At 61.7% G+C, this 15,870-nt stretch carries 14 protein-coding genes and 1 other RNA gene; 3 read left to right on the top strand and 12 right to left on the bottom strand.

All coding sequences use genetic code 11. The features are described 5' to 3' along the window. Positions 1-442: 442 nt before the first annotated feature. From thiI to LKX83_RS07050, 5 genes are all read right to left on the bottom strand, one after another. On the bottom strand, positions 443-1,663 hold the full coding sequence (gene thiI / locus LKX83_RS07070) for a tRNA uracil 4-sulfurtransferase ThiI (protein WP_227881473.1): 1,221 nt from the start codon (positions 1,661-1,663) through the stop codon (positions 443-445). Positions 1,664-1,668: 5 nt separating this feature from the next. Further along, the gene (locus LKX83_RS07065; RefSeq protein WP_227881472.1) at positions 1,669-2,826 is read right to left on the bottom strand and encodes a cysteine desulfurase family protein; all 1,158 of its coding nucleotides are present in this window, start codon (positions 2,824-2,826) and stop codon (positions 1,669-1,671) included. 130 nt (positions 2,827-2,956) lie between these two features. Continuing rightward, entirely contained in the window at positions 2,957-3,739 is a 783-nt protein-coding gene (locus LKX83_RS34115) for a lytic transglycosylase domain-containing protein (protein WP_304518302.1), read from the bottom strand. Positions 3,740-3,819: 80 nt separating this feature from the next. Then, positions 3,820-4,044: a DUF1540 domain-containing protein gene (locus LKX83_RS07055; protein ID WP_227881471.1), complete on the bottom strand. Its 225-nt coding sequence runs from the start codon at positions 4,042-4,044 to the stop codon at positions 3,820-3,822. 102 nt (positions 4,045-4,146) lie between these two features. Beyond that, complete coding sequence (locus LKX83_RS07050; RefSeq protein WP_227881470.1) at positions 4,147-4,641, bottom strand: DUF3907 family protein; 495 nt, start codon at positions 4,639-4,641, stop codon at positions 4,147-4,149. Positions 4,642-4,866: 225 nt separating this feature from the next. Between LKX83_RS07050 and LKX83_RS07045 the strand changes: the two genes are divergently transcribed. The 3 genes from LKX83_RS07045 to LKX83_RS07035 all read left to right on the top strand — a co-directional run bounded on the left by LKX83_RS07045 (position 4,867) and on the right by LKX83_RS07035 (position 8,283). Further along, complete coding sequence (locus LKX83_RS07045) at positions 4,867-6,900, top strand: S8 family peptidase (RefSeq protein WP_227881469.1); 2,034 nt, start codon at positions 4,867-4,869, stop codon at positions 6,898-6,900. Between the two features lie 186 nt (positions 6,901-7,086). Beyond that, positions 7,087-7,803, top strand: a complete 717-nt coding sequence (locus tag LKX83_RS07040) for a DsbA family protein (protein ID WP_227881468.1) — start codon at positions 7,087-7,089, stop codon at positions 7,801-7,803. A gap of 27 nt (positions 7,804-7,830) precedes the next feature. Next, a complete protein-coding gene (locus LKX83_RS07035) occupies positions 7,831-8,283 on the top strand; it encodes a disulfide oxidoreductase (protein WP_370639046.1) in 453 nt (150 codons plus the stop codon). Between the two features lie 76 nt (positions 8,284-8,359). Here the strand turns inward: LKX83_RS07035 and LKX83_RS07030 are convergent, their stop codons facing one another. The 7 genes from LKX83_RS07030 to LKX83_RS07000 form a co-directional block, all read right to left on the bottom strand. Further along, entirely contained in the window at positions 8,360-9,592 is a 1,233-nt protein-coding gene (locus LKX83_RS07030) for an aminopeptidase (protein WP_227881466.1), read from the bottom strand. Positions 9,593-9,710: 118 nt separating this feature from the next. Then, the gene (locus LKX83_RS07025) at positions 9,711-10,940 is read right to left on the bottom strand and encodes a GTP-binding protein (protein WP_227881465.1); all 1,230 of its coding nucleotides are present in this window, start codon (positions 10,938-10,940) and stop codon (positions 9,711-9,713) included. A 1,033-nt stretch (positions 10,941-11,973) separates the two neighbouring features. Then, the gene (locus tag LKX83_RS07020) at positions 11,974-12,399 is read right to left on the bottom strand and encodes a Fur family transcriptional regulator (protein WP_227881687.1); all 426 of its coding nucleotides are present in this window, start codon (positions 12,397-12,399) and stop codon (positions 11,974-11,976) included. Between the two features lie 192 nt (positions 12,400-12,591). After that, positions 12,592-13,006, bottom strand: an RNA gene (gene rnpB / locus LKX83_RS07015) — RNase P RNA component class A. A 64-nt stretch (positions 13,007-13,070) separates the two neighbouring features. After that, a complete protein-coding gene (locus tag LKX83_RS07010; protein WP_227881464.1) occupies positions 13,071-14,186 on the bottom strand; it encodes a Nif3-like dinuclear metal center hexameric protein in 1,116 nt (371 codons plus the stop codon). Then, complete coding sequence (locus tag LKX83_RS07005) at positions 14,153-14,962, bottom strand: tRNA (adenine(22)-N(1))-methyltransferase (protein ID WP_227881463.1); 810 nt, start codon at positions 14,960-14,962, stop codon at positions 14,153-14,155. Before LKX83_RS07005 ends, LKX83_RS07010 begins: the two co-directional genes overlap by 34 nt. A gap of 2 nt (positions 14,963-14,964) precedes the next feature. After that, positions 14,965-15,798, bottom strand: a complete 834-nt coding sequence (locus tag LKX83_RS07000; RefSeq protein ID WP_227881462.1) for a hypothetical protein — start codon at positions 15,796-15,798, stop codon at positions 14,965-14,967. Positions 15,799-15,870 lie beyond the last annotated feature (72 nt).

The following is a 15,870-nucleotide window of genomic DNA, read 5'->3' as shown; positions in this document are numbered from 1 at the left end:
GGAGCGATATGCTCCTATTAGGACGAGTCGCGCGCCCTCGCCACTCCCCCGCACTTCCGCCTATCCGCCGAAATAGGGAACAAAAATGTTCCTTATTTCCCCGCTCCCCCGCCACTCCGCTGAAATAGGGAACAAATTGTTCCTTATTCCTCCACGTCCCCGCCACTCCGCCGAAATAGGGAACAAATTGTTCCTTATTCCCCCATACTCCCGCCACTCCGACGAAATAGGGAACTAAATGTTCCTTATTCCTCCGTGTCCCCCGCTCCTGCCGCTCCCCATAGCCCCCAAATTGAACTGGGCCGAACGGATCCCGCTGAACCGGCGACGCCGCCAATTGGAGCAAAATGTTCCAATTGGCTTTGGGACAGCCCTCGTTTCGTAGGAGGCGCTGGTTTCTTAAGGGAGGTTTGATTCTCTTTTCGATCGCCCGAGGCGGCGGTCAGAACCAGCTGTCCTCCACGGCGCTGCGCTTGCCTTCACGCCCTTCGGCGGTCATGACGACAAGCTCGGTCCCGGCCACCGCTTCATCGATCAGCCGGTCGAGCTCGTCGCCGAGCTCGCGCTCCACGCCCTCTACGACCCGCAAATTCGGATTGGTCGCCGGCGATTTCGGCACGAACAGCGTGCAGCAATCCTCGTAGGGCAAAATGGAAGTCTCGTATGTGCCGATCCGCTCGGCATAGCGGATGATCTCCTGCTTGTCCATCATGACGAGCGGCCGAAGCAGCGGCAGGCGAACATCCCGGCCGATCACGTTCATGCTGCCGAGCGTCTGGCTGGCGACCTGGCCGAGGCTGTCGCCCGTCACGAGGGCGAGCGCGCCCCGTTTTTCGGCCAGCTTCTCGGCGATTCGGAGCATCGAGCGGCGCATCAGCGTGATGATCAGATGGTCCTGCTTGCTCTGCGCGAGCCGCGTCTGGAGCTCGGTGAACGGAACGAGATGCAGCTTGATCCGGCCGCCGTAATGAGCGAGCCGCTGCGTGAGGGAGACGACCTTCTCCGTCGCCTGCTCGCTCGTAAACGGGTAGCTGTGGAAATGGATCGCTTCGATTTCGAGCCCTTTGCGCATCGCCATCCAGCCTGCCACCGGGCTGTCGATTCCGCCCGAGAGCAGAAGCATCGCTTTGCCGTTCATGCCGAGCGGGAAGCCCCCGGCGCCCGGCACGACCGTGCAATAAACGAACGTGCCTTGCGGCTGAATATCCACCTTCAGTTCGACGTCCGGATTCCGAATATCGACCTTGAGCGCGGGCGTGTTGCGCAGTACGTGGGCGCCGACGAGATGGTTCATTTCCTGCGAATCGTGGGGGAACGCCTTCCACGCCCGCCGCACCGTCATCTTGAACGTGGCGGGGACCGGCTTATGCGCGTCCATGACCGCAAGCGCCGCGGCCCGGATGGCGCCGAGCTCGTTTTCCGCCCGCTGCGCGGGACTGAAGGACCCGATCCCGAACACGTCCTTCAACGCGTTCGCAACGGCTTCGGCATCTTCGCCGTTCAGTCGGATATACACCCGGCCGAACGACTGCTCGTAAGCGAGCTTCTCGTAAGGCGTCAGCGCCTGTTTGATTTTGTTCAGCATGAGCAGCTCGAATTTGCCGCGGTTGCGGCCCTTGATCGTGAGCTCGCCCAACCGGACTAGCATATAATCGTAATTCATCTCATTCAGGTCCTCTCCAGTGGCTTGAGCTTGGCGACGGCCGTCTTGAGCCGTTCCGCAAGCGCATCGATCTCGTCTGTCCCGTGCTCGTCCCCGAAGCTGATGCGGATGCTGCCCGAAGCGCGATGGGCATCCATTCCCATCGCCAGCAGCACCCGGCTCGGCTTGAGGCTTTTGGAAGAGCAGGCCGACTGCGTCGAGACGAGCACGCCGTGCTGCTCCAGCATGTGGACGATCACTTCCGGCCGCATGCCCGGGTACGAGACGTTCACCACCTGCGGCGCCGATGCCGTTTCCGATTCGGATCCGTTCAAATGAAGCTCGGGAATGTCGCGCAGATGGCCGATCAACCGGCGGCGCAGCGCATACATCCGCTCGCGGCGCGCCTCCGTCGACTCGACCGCGAGGCGCAGCGCCTGCGCGCCGGCGACGATGCCCGGCAAGTTATGCGTGCCGCTGCGCAGGCCGTCCTCTTGCCCGCCGCCGATTAGCAGCGGGTCGAGCTCGACCCCTTCCCGCACGAGGAGAAAGCCGACGCCTTTGGGTCCTTGAAACTTATGAGCCGAGGCGGCGTACAGATCGACGCCCCATTCCCGCCACCGGACCGGCATCTTGCCGATCGCTTGCACGCCGTCCACATGGAATCGCACCTGCGGATAGCCTTCAAGCAGCCGGCCGATCTCCTCGATCGGCTGGATGGCGCCCGTCTCGTTGTTAACGTGCATGACGCTGACGAGCGCGGTATCGTCCGCGATCGCGGCTTCCACGTCGCGAACCGATACGATTCCCCGCTCGTCGACCGGCAAATACGTCGCCCGCACGCCAGCAGCCTCGAGCTGCTGCGCGCAGGCGAAGACGGAAGCATGCTCGATCGCGGTTGTGACGATATGCTTCGACGCTTTGCGGCTTTTCGCCACCGTGCCTTTGAGCGCGAGATTGTTGCTCTCCGTCCCGCCGGACGTGAAGACGACCTCGCCGGGCCTGGCTCCCAAGGCGTTCGCCACGACGGTTCGCGCCCGCTCCACGAGCTTAAGCGCTTCGGCGCCGGACCGATGGAGCGCGCCGGAATTGGCGTAATGGAGCGTCATCAGCTCGCTGACCGTACGGACGACCGAGGCGAGCGGCGGCGTGGAGGCGCAATGGTCGAAGTACAATGGATTCAAATTCGATTTCTCCCTTCTTCTATCAGAGACCGCGGCCGAACCTGCAAGACCAAAAGAAAGAGATCAAAGACGGGCCGACTTCGCCCGTCTTGATCCCCATGCTTTCTACATATCGCCCCTTCGGGGAGTGTTACAGCGCGCCTGCCCAATGGCTGCGGGCGGTGAGCACCTTGCGGATGTAGTTCTGCGTCTCCGCAGGAAGCTCCGACAACCGGGCGGCTACGTCTTCGTTCGTCCGAAGCCCCAAACCGTCCACTCTGCCGGGGCCGGCATTGTACGCGGCGAGAGCGGTCATTTCGTTGCCGTCGTACTTCCTCAACAAATAAGACAAATACCGGCTGCCTCCGTCGACGTTCTGCTGCGGGTCGAACGAGTCCGTGACGCCCAGGCCCCGGGCGGTGGCGTCCATCAGCTGCATCAAGCCTTTGGCGCCGGCGGAAGATCCGGCGTCCGGCCGGAAGCCGGACTCCGTCTGAATGACGCCCTTGATCAAGGCGGGATCGATGCCGTACCGGGAGGCGGCTGCCAAGATCAGGCCGTCGTAGGCCGATGCCGACGGATAGCCGCTGGCGGCGGATGACGAGCTGAGAGACAAGGGAGACAGGGCGCTCCATGCCGACAGCCCGGATCCGAGACCGGCTTGTCCGGCCAGACCGGTCAAGCCGCCCAAAGCGCCGAGCCCCCCGTCGCCCGCCGTCGTTTCCGAATCGACATCGGTAAAGGACGAAAGATCGGATTGCAAGTATTGCGAGAGCATCATGCTGAACAAATTGTCTTCCGTGCCTCCGGCGGAGGAGACCGACGATGCATCGGACGCGAGCGGGTTCGCGCCGCTCGTCCACTGCGCGAGCAGCAATTGCTTCATTATCCGGGGATCGACGGCTGACGCTGCAGTCGGTTGAATCGCTGTCATGGGCTGATCGCTCCTGGAAAGTTGTACATGAATAGCTCCATTGTACACCATGTCCGATCTTTCGACCAGTCCCGCCCGATTCAAGTCGAAGTAGCTTGATCTTTCGGCCGGAACGTCAGGCAGCACGTTCCTTTGGAGTTGGCCGCCCGGTCCTGATGGGACTCGAACGTTTCCTCCGCGAACTCCTCGTTCAGGTTCGTTCGGGCGTGGGCATCGATCTCGATGGCGATCTCTTGTGCCGCGCACCGGTTGCCTTCGCCCCAGAACGCGCAGTTGCTCACGCTGCATGCGACACCGCTTGGCATAAAGCAAATCACCCCCCGTTCGTAGTGTGCGCCTCGGGGAAGCGCCTATACGAATCGGGGGGTGGAGGTTGCAGGGAGCGGCGAGCCGTCCCCGTCGATTTTTTATCTGGATTGCATGCGGCGCTGCGTCAGGTACTCGCTCTCGTAGTAGGAGAGGTCGTCGCGCAGTTCCTCGTAGATGCGCGAAATCTGAAGCACGAGGTCGCGCACGGCGCGAACGGGTTTCGCGCGGAAGCGGATCGCATCCTGTCCCGTGTAGGCGTAGCGTCCGTCTTCGGAGTAGCCTTCGTTCTTCGGATAGAAGAACGCGTTCACGCAATGATGGTACACTTCGTACAGCTTGCGTTCGGCCGCATCAGCGTCGAGGTTCGGACGGCGGAGCAGCGCGCCCAGCTTCTCGTAGGATACTTCGGAGAACACGAGCAGCTGGCGAAGGTCGGACAGCAGTCCGGCGTAAAACGGTGCGGAATCGGTGTTGTTCTCGTCAACCAACTGCGGTAGCGCGTGTCCGTTCAGGAATGTTTCGAGTTCGTCGATCGCCGCTTTGAGCTTCTCGCGGCTGGACTCGGCTAGCGCCTTCACGTTGGCGGATGGCATCGGTGGCTTTCCCCTTTCCCTTGTACACATACATATGCGTCCCCGGCTCTAGGCGCGGCTGGCGACACTTGGCCATAGGTACGCGACAGACCCATCGTACCATAAAACGGCTGGAAACGGTACTGGCACCGGGGCATTTCTTCCGTATAATTTTCCCTCCGCGCCTCACCCTAATGAAGACGATCGTCCCGTATTAACCGACGACTGAAGGAGGCCGAATCCGCTATGCGCCGATATGCGCTGATAGGACTGGTATTTACCATTGCCGTTACGTTGATGGTCTTTCCGCTGATCGTTCCGCAATCCAGGCGGGCGCCGCAAGCCGCGCCCGCCCCGTTCGCCGCGCCGGGAGTGCCCGCTCCCGGTATGCCCGCGCCTGGTGCGCTGGAACCGGGAGCGCCGGCGCCTCGCGCGATGTCCGCCGAACACGAGGAGCGCGGCAAACGGCTCCGCTTGAAAGGCGACATGGAGGCGACCGCCCAGCTATGCCGAATCGAATGCAAGCGCGACATCGGCGAGCTCGTATCAAAGGCGCACCAACTGTCCGCGTCGGGGAACGACGAGCGGAGCCGGACGCTGCGGCAAATGGTGCGGGAGCACCCTCATTTTCAGGCGCTGGAATGGCGCGAGGGCAACCGCACGGTCTCGGCCGGCGCGGTGCCTTCAGCCTTGAGAGCAAAAGCCGGCGGCGCTTGGGCGCAGGGGCGCGAAGCGCTGAAGCGGGGCGACCGCTACGAATCCCCGTCATTCGAGCTCGGCGGAGAGCGTGTCTTCGTCCTGGCCGAGCCGGGCGACCGGCCCGGCGAAGGGATCGCCGCGCTCATTCGCGAGGACATCGTCCGCCAGGTCGAGAAGCATCAGCTGCGCAATTTGCGCCTGGTGCCCTATCCCGCCGAAGGCCGCTACCGCATCGAGTCGGTTCGGCCGAACACGCTGCAGGACACGACCGTCTCCCGCGGCGAGGACAACGGCGATGCCAGCCATTACGCGATCGACGAAGTCGTCGTCAAATTCCGGCGGTCGCTCACGCCGAGCGAGCTGCTGCGGCTGCGCAAAGAGCTTCAGCTGACCGTCGTCCGCAAGCACCGCGGCAACACCTACTTGTTCCGCTCCAAGCGGTACAAGACGGAACAGCTGATTGTCTACTTCCGCAACAAATGGAAGCCGGTGTTCGCGGAGCCGCACTATCTGTACTTGACCAACGACTCGAAGCCGGCGGCCGCCCCCCGCACGCAAGCTGCGGCGAGCGTGCCCGCCGATCTGATCCCGAACGATACGCTGTACAGCAAATACCAGTGGAACCTGCCCGAGATCGCCACAGAGCAGGGCTGGCGCTTCACGAAAGGAAACCGCGACATCGTCGTGGCCGTCGTCGATACCGGCGTGCAGCTCGATCACCCCGACTTGAAGGGAAGGCTCGTCAACGGAACGAACATCGTCGATCCGTCCGCTCCGCCGGAAGACGACGTCGGCCACGGTACGCACGTGGCGGGCATTATCGCGGCCGAGGTGAATAACCACGAAGGCGTGGCCGGCATGACGTGGTACACGAAGATCATGCCCGTCAAGGCGCTGGACAGCACCGGCGCGGGCACGACCTACTCCGTGGCCGAAGGCATCATCTGGGCGGCCGACCATGGCGCGCAAGTCATCAATCTCAGCCTCGGCAACTACGCCCAGGCGCAGTTTCTTCACGACGCGATCAAGTACGCGTACGACAAAGGCGTCGTCGTCGTCGCGGCCAGCGGCAACGACAACACCGACCGGCCGGGATATCCCGCCGCCTATCCCGAAGTGATCGCCGTCGGCGCGACCGATCCGGACGAGCGGCGGGCCAGCTATTCCAACTACGGGGACTACATCGACGTCACGGCCCCGGGAACGCAAATCGCCAGTACGTATCCCGGCAGCCGGTATGCGGCGCTGTCGGGCACGTCGATGGCGAGCCCCCACGTGTCGGCGCTCGTCTCCCTCATCCGGGCTGCGAATCCGCAAATGAGCAATGCCGACGTCGTGGACGTGATGCGGAAGACAGCCAAGGATCTGGGAGCCGCGGGCAAGGACAACGATTTCGGCTACGGGCAGATCGATGTGCTGGCCGCCGTCGCCGCAGTCGGCGGACAGAGCGGATCGCCGGCCGCGGCTTCGCCCGCGGCGCCGGAGACGAATACGTCCGCCGGCACCGGAACGCTGGTGCTCACCGAACGGCTGCTCGACCGCTTGCAGCAGCTGCTCACCTCTTTTTTCGGCCGGCGCTGACGTCGCGCATATTAGGATCATGGCCTCCGGAACGGGCTTCCGGAGGCTATTTTGGTTTTTTGTCACCATTTCCGCCTGGAATCCCATGCAATTTTTCTTTATTCCCTTTACAATAGTTAGAGAGTTGAAAGCGCAACAAACCGAAAGCGCAGCGCATTCCTTAGAGAATCAGGGGGAACAAAGGCCTTGCAAAAATCGCACCGAAAAACCGAAGAACGAATCAAAAAACAAGCCGCGGCGCAGCGCAAGCAGAAACAGACGCGGATCTGGGTGTGGTCGACCGTCGTCGCCTTCATCGCCCTCATCGTGCTGGTCGTCATTTTCAAACCCGAGGCGAAGCCCGTCTCCTTCGAGTACGATCGCCTGCCGACGCAGGGCAACACCGAAGCGAAGGTCAAGATCGTCGAGTTCGGAGACTACAAGTGCACGACATGCCAATTTTTCGCCCAGCAGATCGAGCCGCAGCTCAAAAAAGACTTTATCGATACGGGAAAAGCCTCTCTCTCGTTTATGAACTTCACGATCATCGCGCCGGACTCCTATACGGCCGCATTGGCAGGACAAGCCGTCTATCATCAAAATAACGACGAGTTCTGGAAGTTCTACGAAGCCGTTTATGCGAATCAAGGCGACGAAAAGGTCCCTTGGGCGACCTCCGACTATCTGGTCCAGCTCGCCAAGGACAAAGGCTTGAAGCTCGACTTCGACAAAATGAAGCAGGACATCGACAATCAGACGTACAAGGACGAAGTCGACGCGCAGTACAAGCTGGCGCTGAACAAGCTGAAGCTGAACGGCACGCCGAGCGTCTTTATCAACGGCAAGAAGCTGACGGACGACCAGGCGCTGAAATACGACAACTTGAAAAAAGAAATCGAAAAAGCGCTGAACGAGGCCAAGTAGAATTCGATCCCATCCGCTGACGGAGGAATTCGCGTGCGTGTTTTCATTCGCTCCAACTATCTCTATCTCGCTTGGGTCGTTTCGCTGGTCGCCACCGGCGGCAGTTTGTTCCTGAGCGAAGTGATGAACTATGCGCCCTGCAAGCTGTGCTGGCTGCAGCGGATCTTCATGTACCCGCTCGTGCTGCTGCTCGGTCGCGCCGCGATCAAGGACGACCGCGGCATTGTCGGCTACGCGCTTCCGCTGGCCGTCATCGGCGGCTTGTTCTCGCTGTACCATTACGGCGAACAGAAGGTGCCGGGAATGGCCAATCTCCTGCCGTGCACCGTCGGGGTTCCCTGCAACGAGGATTACCTGGACTGGTTCGGCGTCGTCACGATTCCGCTCCTGGCGTTGGTCGCCTTCGTGCTAATCTCGCTGTTGCTGATCTTCGGCCGCCGCTGGAGCCAGGCAGCGCCGGCCGGGGTGATCGAGGACTGATCGCCCGCCGATACCGCATTAAAGCCAAAAAAACGCCGCCGCCCCTTCGGGGACGGCGGCGTTTTTTAGAAGGGGCTCAGACCGCCCAGTTGCCTTGGCGGAAAATCGGCACGACGGATCCGTCTTGTGCGATCCCATCGATGTCCATGTCGGCGGATCCGATCATAAAGTCGACGTGAGTGACGCTTTCGTTGACCCCGTGCGCCCCGAGTTCCTCGCGAGACATCGTCTTGCCGCCTTCGATGTTAAAGGCGTAGCCGCTGCCGATGGCCAGATGATTCGAAGCGTTCTCGTCGAACAGCGTATGGTAGAACAAGATGTTCGACCGGGATATCGGCGATTCGTGCGGAACGAGCGCGACTTCGCCCAAATACCGCGCGCCCTCGTCGACTTGGACGAGCTGCTCCAGAATCTCCTGCCCTTGCCGGGCTTCGACCCGGACGATCCGGCCTTTTTCGAACGTGATCTTGAAGCCGTCGATCAGATTGCCGCCGTAGCTGAGCGGCTTCGTGCTCGAAACGTAGCCGTCCACGGCGTCCTTCTGCGGCACCGTGAACACTTCCTCGGTGGGCAGGTTCGCCAGGAACGGGAGTCCGTTCGGCCGCTCGCTGGAGGCGCCGACCCAGACGTGCTTCTCGTTCAGCCCGATCGTCAGATCCGTGCCCGGCGCCCGGTACCGGAGCTGCTTGAATCGCTTGCCGTTCAACAGCTTGACCTTGGCATGCAGCGCATCGTTGTGCCGGCCCCACGCCTCGACCGGATCCTCCGCTTGCAGCCGCACCGCGTCGAAGATCGCCTGCCAAAGCCGATCCACCGCTTCGTCCACCGGGACGTCCGGGAACACCTTGGCGGCCCAAGCCTGGGACGGTGCTGCGACGACCGACCAGCTCACCTGGTCGGCTTGGGTCGCTCTGCGGAATTCCGCGAGCCCGGCGCCGGCCGACTTCTGGTTGTTGCCGATCCGGGTCGGATCGATGCCTTTTAGCAGATCCGGATTCGAGGACACGACCGAAATAAAGCACGCTTCCTTTTCGACGAACGCATTGCGCTTGGCCGTCTCCCACGCCGGGAACGACTTGAACACATCGTCCGCCGCCCGCTCGTATCTTAAGCGCGTCACGGCATCGTCCAGCCAATCGACGTGTACGTTCGACGCTCCGGCCGCATAAGCTTCCGCGACGATTGCGCGGCCCAGCGGCGCATTTTCGATCTGGCAGCTGAGGAACACTTCCTGCCCGGATTGGACGTTAACGCCCACCTGCACGATCAGCTTTGCGTAACGCTGCAATTGTTGTTCGGATACGCTCATTTCAACACGCTCCACCTCTCTAGACAGTCCATTACCCATTGTAGCGTATCCGGGCCCGGATGTCCTCATTCTGGGGGTGGAGCCCGCCTCGATGCCGCGGTTCGCCCTGCCTCTGGCCTTAGCGATCGGCGCCGGCTTCCTGCACGAACGCATCGTGCTCGAACTCGGCCCCGGGGAACGAATCGTCCAGATCGTCCCAGTCTCCGGCCAGCTCGACATCCGATAGCAGGCAGGCGTCCAGCTCGGCTTCGAGCCGCCGCCGATCCATCTCTATGCCGATCAGGACGAGCTGGTTTTGGCGGTCGCCATAGATCGGATGCCACGTTTGCAGCCATTCCGGCTCCTCCCTAAGGAGCGCCTCCCGCTCCGCTTCTGGAAGCGCCGCCGCCCAGAGACCCGCGGGTCCCATCTGGATCGATGGACCGGCCTGGCTGACGCTCACCGCCGTCCGCTGCCGGGTCGCGAGCCAGAGGAAGCCTTTGGCGCGAACGACTTCGGCCGGCCAGTCGGACATCCAGGCCATGAGCCGGGACGGGTGGAACGGACGTGCCCGCCGGTATACGAACGAGGAGATGCCGTATTCCTCCGTCTCCGGCGTGTGCGCGTCCTTCTCAAGCTCCCGCTGCCAGCCGGCGGAGCTGCTCGCCCGCTCGAAGTCGAACAGTCCCGTGTTCAAAATGGCGGCCGGATCGATCTCTCCGCGCTCCGTACGGATGAAGCGCGCGGCGGGCTGCAGCGTGCGAAGGACCCGCTCGAGCTCGTCGAGGCTTTCCGCGTCGACCAGGTCGCATTTATTCAGCACGAGCACGTCGCAGCATTCGATCTGATCGACGAGCAGGTCGACGACGTGCCGCGTATCGTCCTCCCCGACCGCCTGGCTGCGCTCGAGCAGCGTTTCGCCAGACGCATAGTCGTGCCAAAAGCGGTAGGCGTCCACGACGGTCACCATCGTATCCAGGCGACAGTAGCGCGTCAGGTCGATATCGAGCGTTTGGTCGATATAGCTGAACGTCTGGGCGACCGGCATGGGCTCGCCGATGCCGGTCGATTCGATGAGCAGATAATCGAACCGGTCTTCCTTGGCCAGCCGCTCCACCTCGCGGAGCAGATCCTCCCGCAGCGTGCAGCAAATACAGCCGTTCGACATTTCCACGAGCTGCTCGTTCGTGCGCGACAGCTCGCTGCCTTCCCGGACGAGCGTCGCATCGATGTTCACTTCGCTCAGATCGTTGACGATAACGGCGACCCTCAAGCCGCTTCGGTTGTTCAAGACGTGTTTCAAAATCGTGGTTTTTCCCGCGCCGAGATAGCCGCTCAGGACGGTCACAGGCAGTTTGTTCGTCGACATGTCGTTGGCTCCTTCCCGTTGGGGCACCCGGTCCGATGATCGGAATGGGGGTCCGATTCGTCCGTTCGGTACGTAACGAGGGATTTTAATTGTAATAATTACTATATAAATTCGTGCGGAAGCGCATCCGCCTCCCGAAGGGAAGAGAGGCACGTCCAAACCAATCATCCAATCCGTAATTATTACTATTTGTGATCATAGCAAGGAATGCCCCACCGCGTCAACACCCACAAGTAAACCCGGCTCCGCCGTCTTCAAGGAAGATGGCGGCACGTTTTTATCGGAGGTCATACGGAAAGGATTGGGCTAAAACCGCACCGCCGTTTCTCGCTTTCGATCCACTGCTTCCTTCTTCAACAAATGATGGGCAAGCGAAAGCCATCCGACCTCCAAGCTTACCTTCGGCAAGACGCGAAGCAGCAAACGCCGGAATCCGCTTTCCGAGTTGCCTATCCCGCATCCAACGATTAGAAGCAAATGTACATCTAATTTTGCTATATTCCCTGCTTAACGGTCACTTAGTTGCAAAAGTACAACTAAATCGTCGTTTTCTGTGTATAGGGCGGATTTACGCTAAATTTAGATGTACTTTTACAAGTAAACCGCTCCACCCTCCCGAAATGACCCTAAATAGATGTACGAATGCAACTAATTGACTAAAGGAACCAATTGGCTAAAACTTGTGGCGAACCATCGGCCGGAATCCGACGTATTTGCACCAAGACCCAACTGATTCATTCGAAACCGGCCTCGCTGTTGGCCACGCGTCCGAGGCAGCCGTCAGGAATGGAAAGATCGTCAATGGATGCCCATTCATCCGCATTGAAAACCGCGCTGCTGACTCCCGGGCCCCAATTCAACCTTATTAGTCAGCCTCTTCTAAATGGCAAGTAAAAACGGTTTTGCCGCCTTTCCGGGCGGCAACACTTTTTATCGGAAGTCCTACAGAAATGGAGAGAGTAAAACTTATGCATTCTGTATGACTCAAAAACCGCCCGGCTTCCCGGCGGGAAGTCCGGGCGGCGCCGAACCCTCAGGCGTCCTTGGCGGCCGCGGACGGATCCCGCTGGCACTGCTCGCATACGCCGTAAATCTCGAAACGGTGGCTCAAGATCCGGTAATTTCCGGGAAGCTCGAGCGGCTCCTTCATCGGGCAATAATCGAACGTGAGCGTCCGCTCGCAGTTCGTGCAGATGAGGTGATGATGATGGTGCTTGATGCAGTTCGCCTTGAACTTCAAGCCGCCGTCCATAAAATAAAACTGCTCGAGGACGCCCATGTCGCTCAGCATCCGGAGATTGCGGTACACCGTGTTGAAGCTGACGCTCGGATATTTGACCGTCAATTGGTCGTAGACGTCCTTGGGGGACAGATAGCCGTCCGTGGCGGCGAAAATTTGGGCCAGCGTCCGGCGCTGGTCGGTAATGCGCCACCCCGCGCGGCTCATCGCGTCCACCATGTCCCGAATCGTCTCGGACGGATCGTGTTCGTGGGCCGGGACCGCGGCTTCCGTCCCATTCAGGCTTTCGCTCATGTCGGTAACCTCCTGTCCACTCTATATTAACAAGACGCGCGCGCCGAGGGCAACGCCGCGTCGGGCCAAACATGCCCAAAACCCGCCAAGCAGCAGCCTGGCGGGTTTTGGGCATATACGGAAAGCTCGCCGTAAGCCGGGTTCTGTACTTCCGGTGGTCGTCGCGGACCGGGCGGTCCTCCCACGGATGGAAGCGACAATCATCTTTCTAGGCCGTACGTTGCCGCACGGCTCCAGCGACCAACCCGAACGCGCCCCGGGCAAGGGCTGCGGCCTCGAAAGCCGCTGCGTTCCTCTTCGGTCTTGCTCCAGATGGGGTTTACCAGGGGCAAAGTCGCCAGTGCCCCTCGTGGTCTCTTACACCACGGTTCCATCCTTGCCTGATCCGCTCCGGAGAGCGGCCATCGGCGGTCCATTTCTGTGGCACTATCCTTCAGCTCGCGCTGACTGGACGTTATCCAGCATCCTGCCCTACGGAGCCCGGACTTTCCTCTCGCGGCGCGAAGCCGCCAGCGATTGTCTGTCGAACTTTCCGATCTGCAACGTCTAGTATAACGCGAATCGTCCGCAAATACAAACGGGAATGACTGGTCCCGCTACCGCAGCCGAAACGGCTCCGTATGAATTTGCGAGGCGAAAACTTCGGTCTCGGATCCTTTTTCCTTCAGGCGGGCTTGCAGCCATTCCGCCACTTTCGGCTTCATGATCTTTTCGGCGTTGTGTCCCGGATCGACGAGCGCGAGCCCGGCCGCCTCCGCATCCTGCGCGCTATGGTAGTCGATGTCGCCCGTTACGAGCGCGTCCGCACCCGCGAACTTGGCGTGTCTGATGTAGCGGGCGCCGGAGCCGCCGAGCACCGCGACTTTGCGGATCGGCTTGGCCGGATCTCCGACGAAGCGGACGAACGGGACGTCCAGCGCCCGCTTCACGCGCTCGGCGAAGACGTCGAGCGGTTCGGGCTCGGGCAGCGTTCCGACGCGGCCCAAGCCGAAGGAGCGTCCCTTGAGGTCCATCGGGTACAAATCGTAGGCGACTTCTTCGTAAGGATGAGCCTTCAGCATCGCTTGGACGACCGCCTTGCGCACGCTGTTCGGGACGACCGTCTCGATCCGCACTTCCTCCGCCTGCTCGAGGCGTCCCTGCTTTCCGAGGAACGGCTCGCTCCCTTCGCGCGGCAGGAACGTCCCCGTCCCTTCCGTATTGAAGCTGCAGTGGCTGTAATTGCCGATCCAGCCTGCGCCCGCTCCGAACAGCGCGCCGCGGACCGCCTCCTGATGCGTGCGCGGGACGAAGACGGCCAGCTTGAACAGCTGGTCGGTATGCACTTCCTCCAGCACGGCACGACCGTTCAGGCCCAGCGCCTCCGCCATCCAGTCGTTCATGCCGCCTTCGGCCGTGTCCAGGTTCGTATGCGCCACGTAGACGGCGATATCCCGCCGCAGCAGATCGGCGGCGAGCGCGCCCGCCGGCGTGTCGGTCTGCAGGTGGGCGAGCGGCCGGTAGATGACGGCGTGATGTGCGATGATCAGCTCGGCTCCGAGTTCGCCGGCTTCGCGAACGACTTCGGCGTTCACGTCGAGCGCTACCAGCACCCGGCGAATCTCCTTGCGAAGCGAGCCGACCTGCAGGCCGATCTTGTCGTCCGGTACGGCAAAATGCTTCGGCGCGAGCCGCTCCATCAGTTGGACAATGGTCTCCCCTCTTGCGTACATGACAGTACCTCCTCGATTCGTCGGGACTCCTCTTCCCACGCCCGCGCTTTTTCTTCGGCCCCAGCCGACTGACCTAGCCGCAGCTGTGCGAGGATCTTCTCCCGCTTGGCCAGCTCCGCCCGCCACTTCGCCCGGAACGTCTCGCCCGCTTCGCGGAGCAGCAGCGGCCCCATCGCCAGGAGCAGCTCCCGCGGCACATCCGGACAGCGCGGGGTCAGCAGCGCCTCGTCGTACAGCCGATCGTTCCGCGCAGCCGCCTCCGCCGCATCGGCGACGTAGACGGCCCGCATCAGCGTGTACGTCTCGCCGTCCTCCGCCAGCAGCCGCTCGTCCTCGAGCGCGTACTGCCGGTCGACGAGCCAACGCCGCACCTGATCCTCGGCGACGTGGGGCGAGAGGATCAACGTGCGCACGCCTTGCAGGCGCGGTCCCGCAGCCTCCAGCAGGCGGACCATCAGCGATCCGCCCATGCCGGCAATGCACACCGTGTCCACCTCGCCGGGCGACAGCACCGACAGTCCGTCTCCCAGGCGGACGGACACGACACCCGAGAGACCGGCTGCCTCGACTTGGCGCCGGGCCGCCTCAGCCGGTCCGGCATGAACGTCGCCGGCGACGGCGAACGGAATGCGCCCGATCGCCGCCAGGTAGACCGGCAGCAGCGCGTGGTCCGTGCCGATGTCGGCGAACCGCGCCCCTTCCGGCACCCAATCTGCCAGCGCAGCGAGCCGGCGGGACAGCTTGAGGCCCGCCGCGTATTCTTTCGATTCATTCATCATTAAGCAACCCATTCCATCCATTGTTTTCGCAGCCGGAACAACCCGTACCCGACTGCGGCGATTTTCACCAGCAGCTCCAGCTGTATCCAGGCGCGGTCCACGTCGAACAGCGCCGAGTAAATCTCCGGCATGAACCAAAGAATGAGCGCGTTCGCGAACAGCACGGTCCCCGTCGCCTTGAACTTGACGTGCACGAACCAGCTCAGCCATCCGAACAGCAGCGCGGCGGGCACCCAGAACACCTGAACCTCCAGCCAGCTCGGATCGGGCACTTGACGGGACAGCATCCAAGCGTACAAGCCGATGATGCCGATCCATCCGAGCCCGTGCAGCAGCGAGAACCGTAGCGCGAGGCCGCAGCAGATCCACAGCAGCGAGGACAGCGCAACCAGTGCGACCGGCCCCGCGCCGCTCGTCCACCCGTGAATGCCGAGCACAGCGAGGCCGATTCCGAACTGAAACAGCATCCCCGCTCCCGTCAGCGCCAGCCCGCGGGCGGGTTGACGCTCGCGCCGACGAGCGCCCCAGCCGACGAATCCAGCTGTGCCAAGGACTCCGAGCGCGATTTGCAATGCCAGGGGAAACGCGCTAAAATGAAGTACGATCAGACAGATCAAGGAAAAAATGACAATCGTTAACGCCCATTGTTTGCCGGATGCGCGGCCCACCCGGCGAACGGCTTCCCCGAGCGGCCCTTTGGGCCGGTCGGTCAGATCATCCAAATACAAATTTTGCAGGAAGTCGCAATACTGCTCGGGCAGCAGCTTTCCGCGCCGCCACGTTTCGATTTCTCGCACGATCCATTTCTTCCGATCTTCATCCAACGCTGGCACGATGCCCGCTCCTCTCGCTTCGGCACGGTTCACTGCAAACGACAAGAGACCTTCCAACCGACTGACTCGGCA

Origin of the sequence: Cohnella baijiui (assembly GCF_020731285.1) — a bacterium.
GTDB lineage: Bacteria > Bacillota > Bacilli > Paenibacillales > Paenibacillaceae > Cohnella.
The sequence above is the reverse complement of the archived record's forward strand: the minus strand, read 5'-3'. Positions and strand labels throughout refer to the sequence as shown.

What these genes read in the sequence shown, in the direction of transcription:
- LKX83_RS07005 (WP_227881463.1), bottom strand. Translation starts at nt 14,962, where the DNA reads ATGAATGAATCGAAAGAATACGCGGCGGGCCTCAAGCTGTCCCGCCGG.
- LKX83_RS07055 (WP_227881471.1), bottom strand. Translation starts at nt 4,044, where the DNA reads ATGCCAAGCGGTGTCGCATGCAGCGTGAGCAACTGCGCGTTCTGGGGC.
- LKX83_RS07010 (WP_227881464.1), bottom strand. Translation starts at nt 14,186, where the DNA reads ATGTACGCAAGAGGGGAGACCATTGTCCAACTGATGGAGCGGCTCGCG.
- thiI (WP_227881473.1), bottom strand. Translation starts at nt 1,663, where the DNA reads ATGAATTACGATTATATGCTAGTCCGGTTGGGCGAGCTCACGATCAAG.
- LKX83_RS07020 (WP_227881687.1), bottom strand. Translation starts at nt 12,399, where the DNA reads ATGGTGGACGCGATGAGCCGCGCGGGGTGGCGCATTACCGACCAGCGC.
- LKX83_RS34115 (WP_304518302.1), bottom strand. Translation starts at nt 3,739, where the DNA reads ATGACAGCGATTCAACCGACTGCAGCGTCAGCCGTCGATCCCCGGATA.
- LKX83_RS07030 (WP_227881466.1), bottom strand. Translation starts at nt 9,592, where the DNA reads ATGAGCGTATCCGAACAACAATTGCAGCGTTACGCAAAGCTGATCGTG.
- LKX83_RS07045 (WP_227881469.1), top strand. Translation starts at nt 4,867, where the DNA reads ATGCGCCGATATGCGCTGATAGGACTGGTATTTACCATTGCCGTTACG.
- LKX83_RS07025 (WP_227881465.1), bottom strand. Translation starts at nt 10,940, where the DNA reads ATGTCGACGAACAAACTGCCTGTGACCGTCCTGAGCGGCTATCTCGGC.
- LKX83_RS07050 (WP_227881470.1), bottom strand. Translation starts at nt 4,641, where the DNA reads ATGCCATCCGCCAACGTGAAGGCGCTAGCCGAGTCCAGCCGCGAGAAG.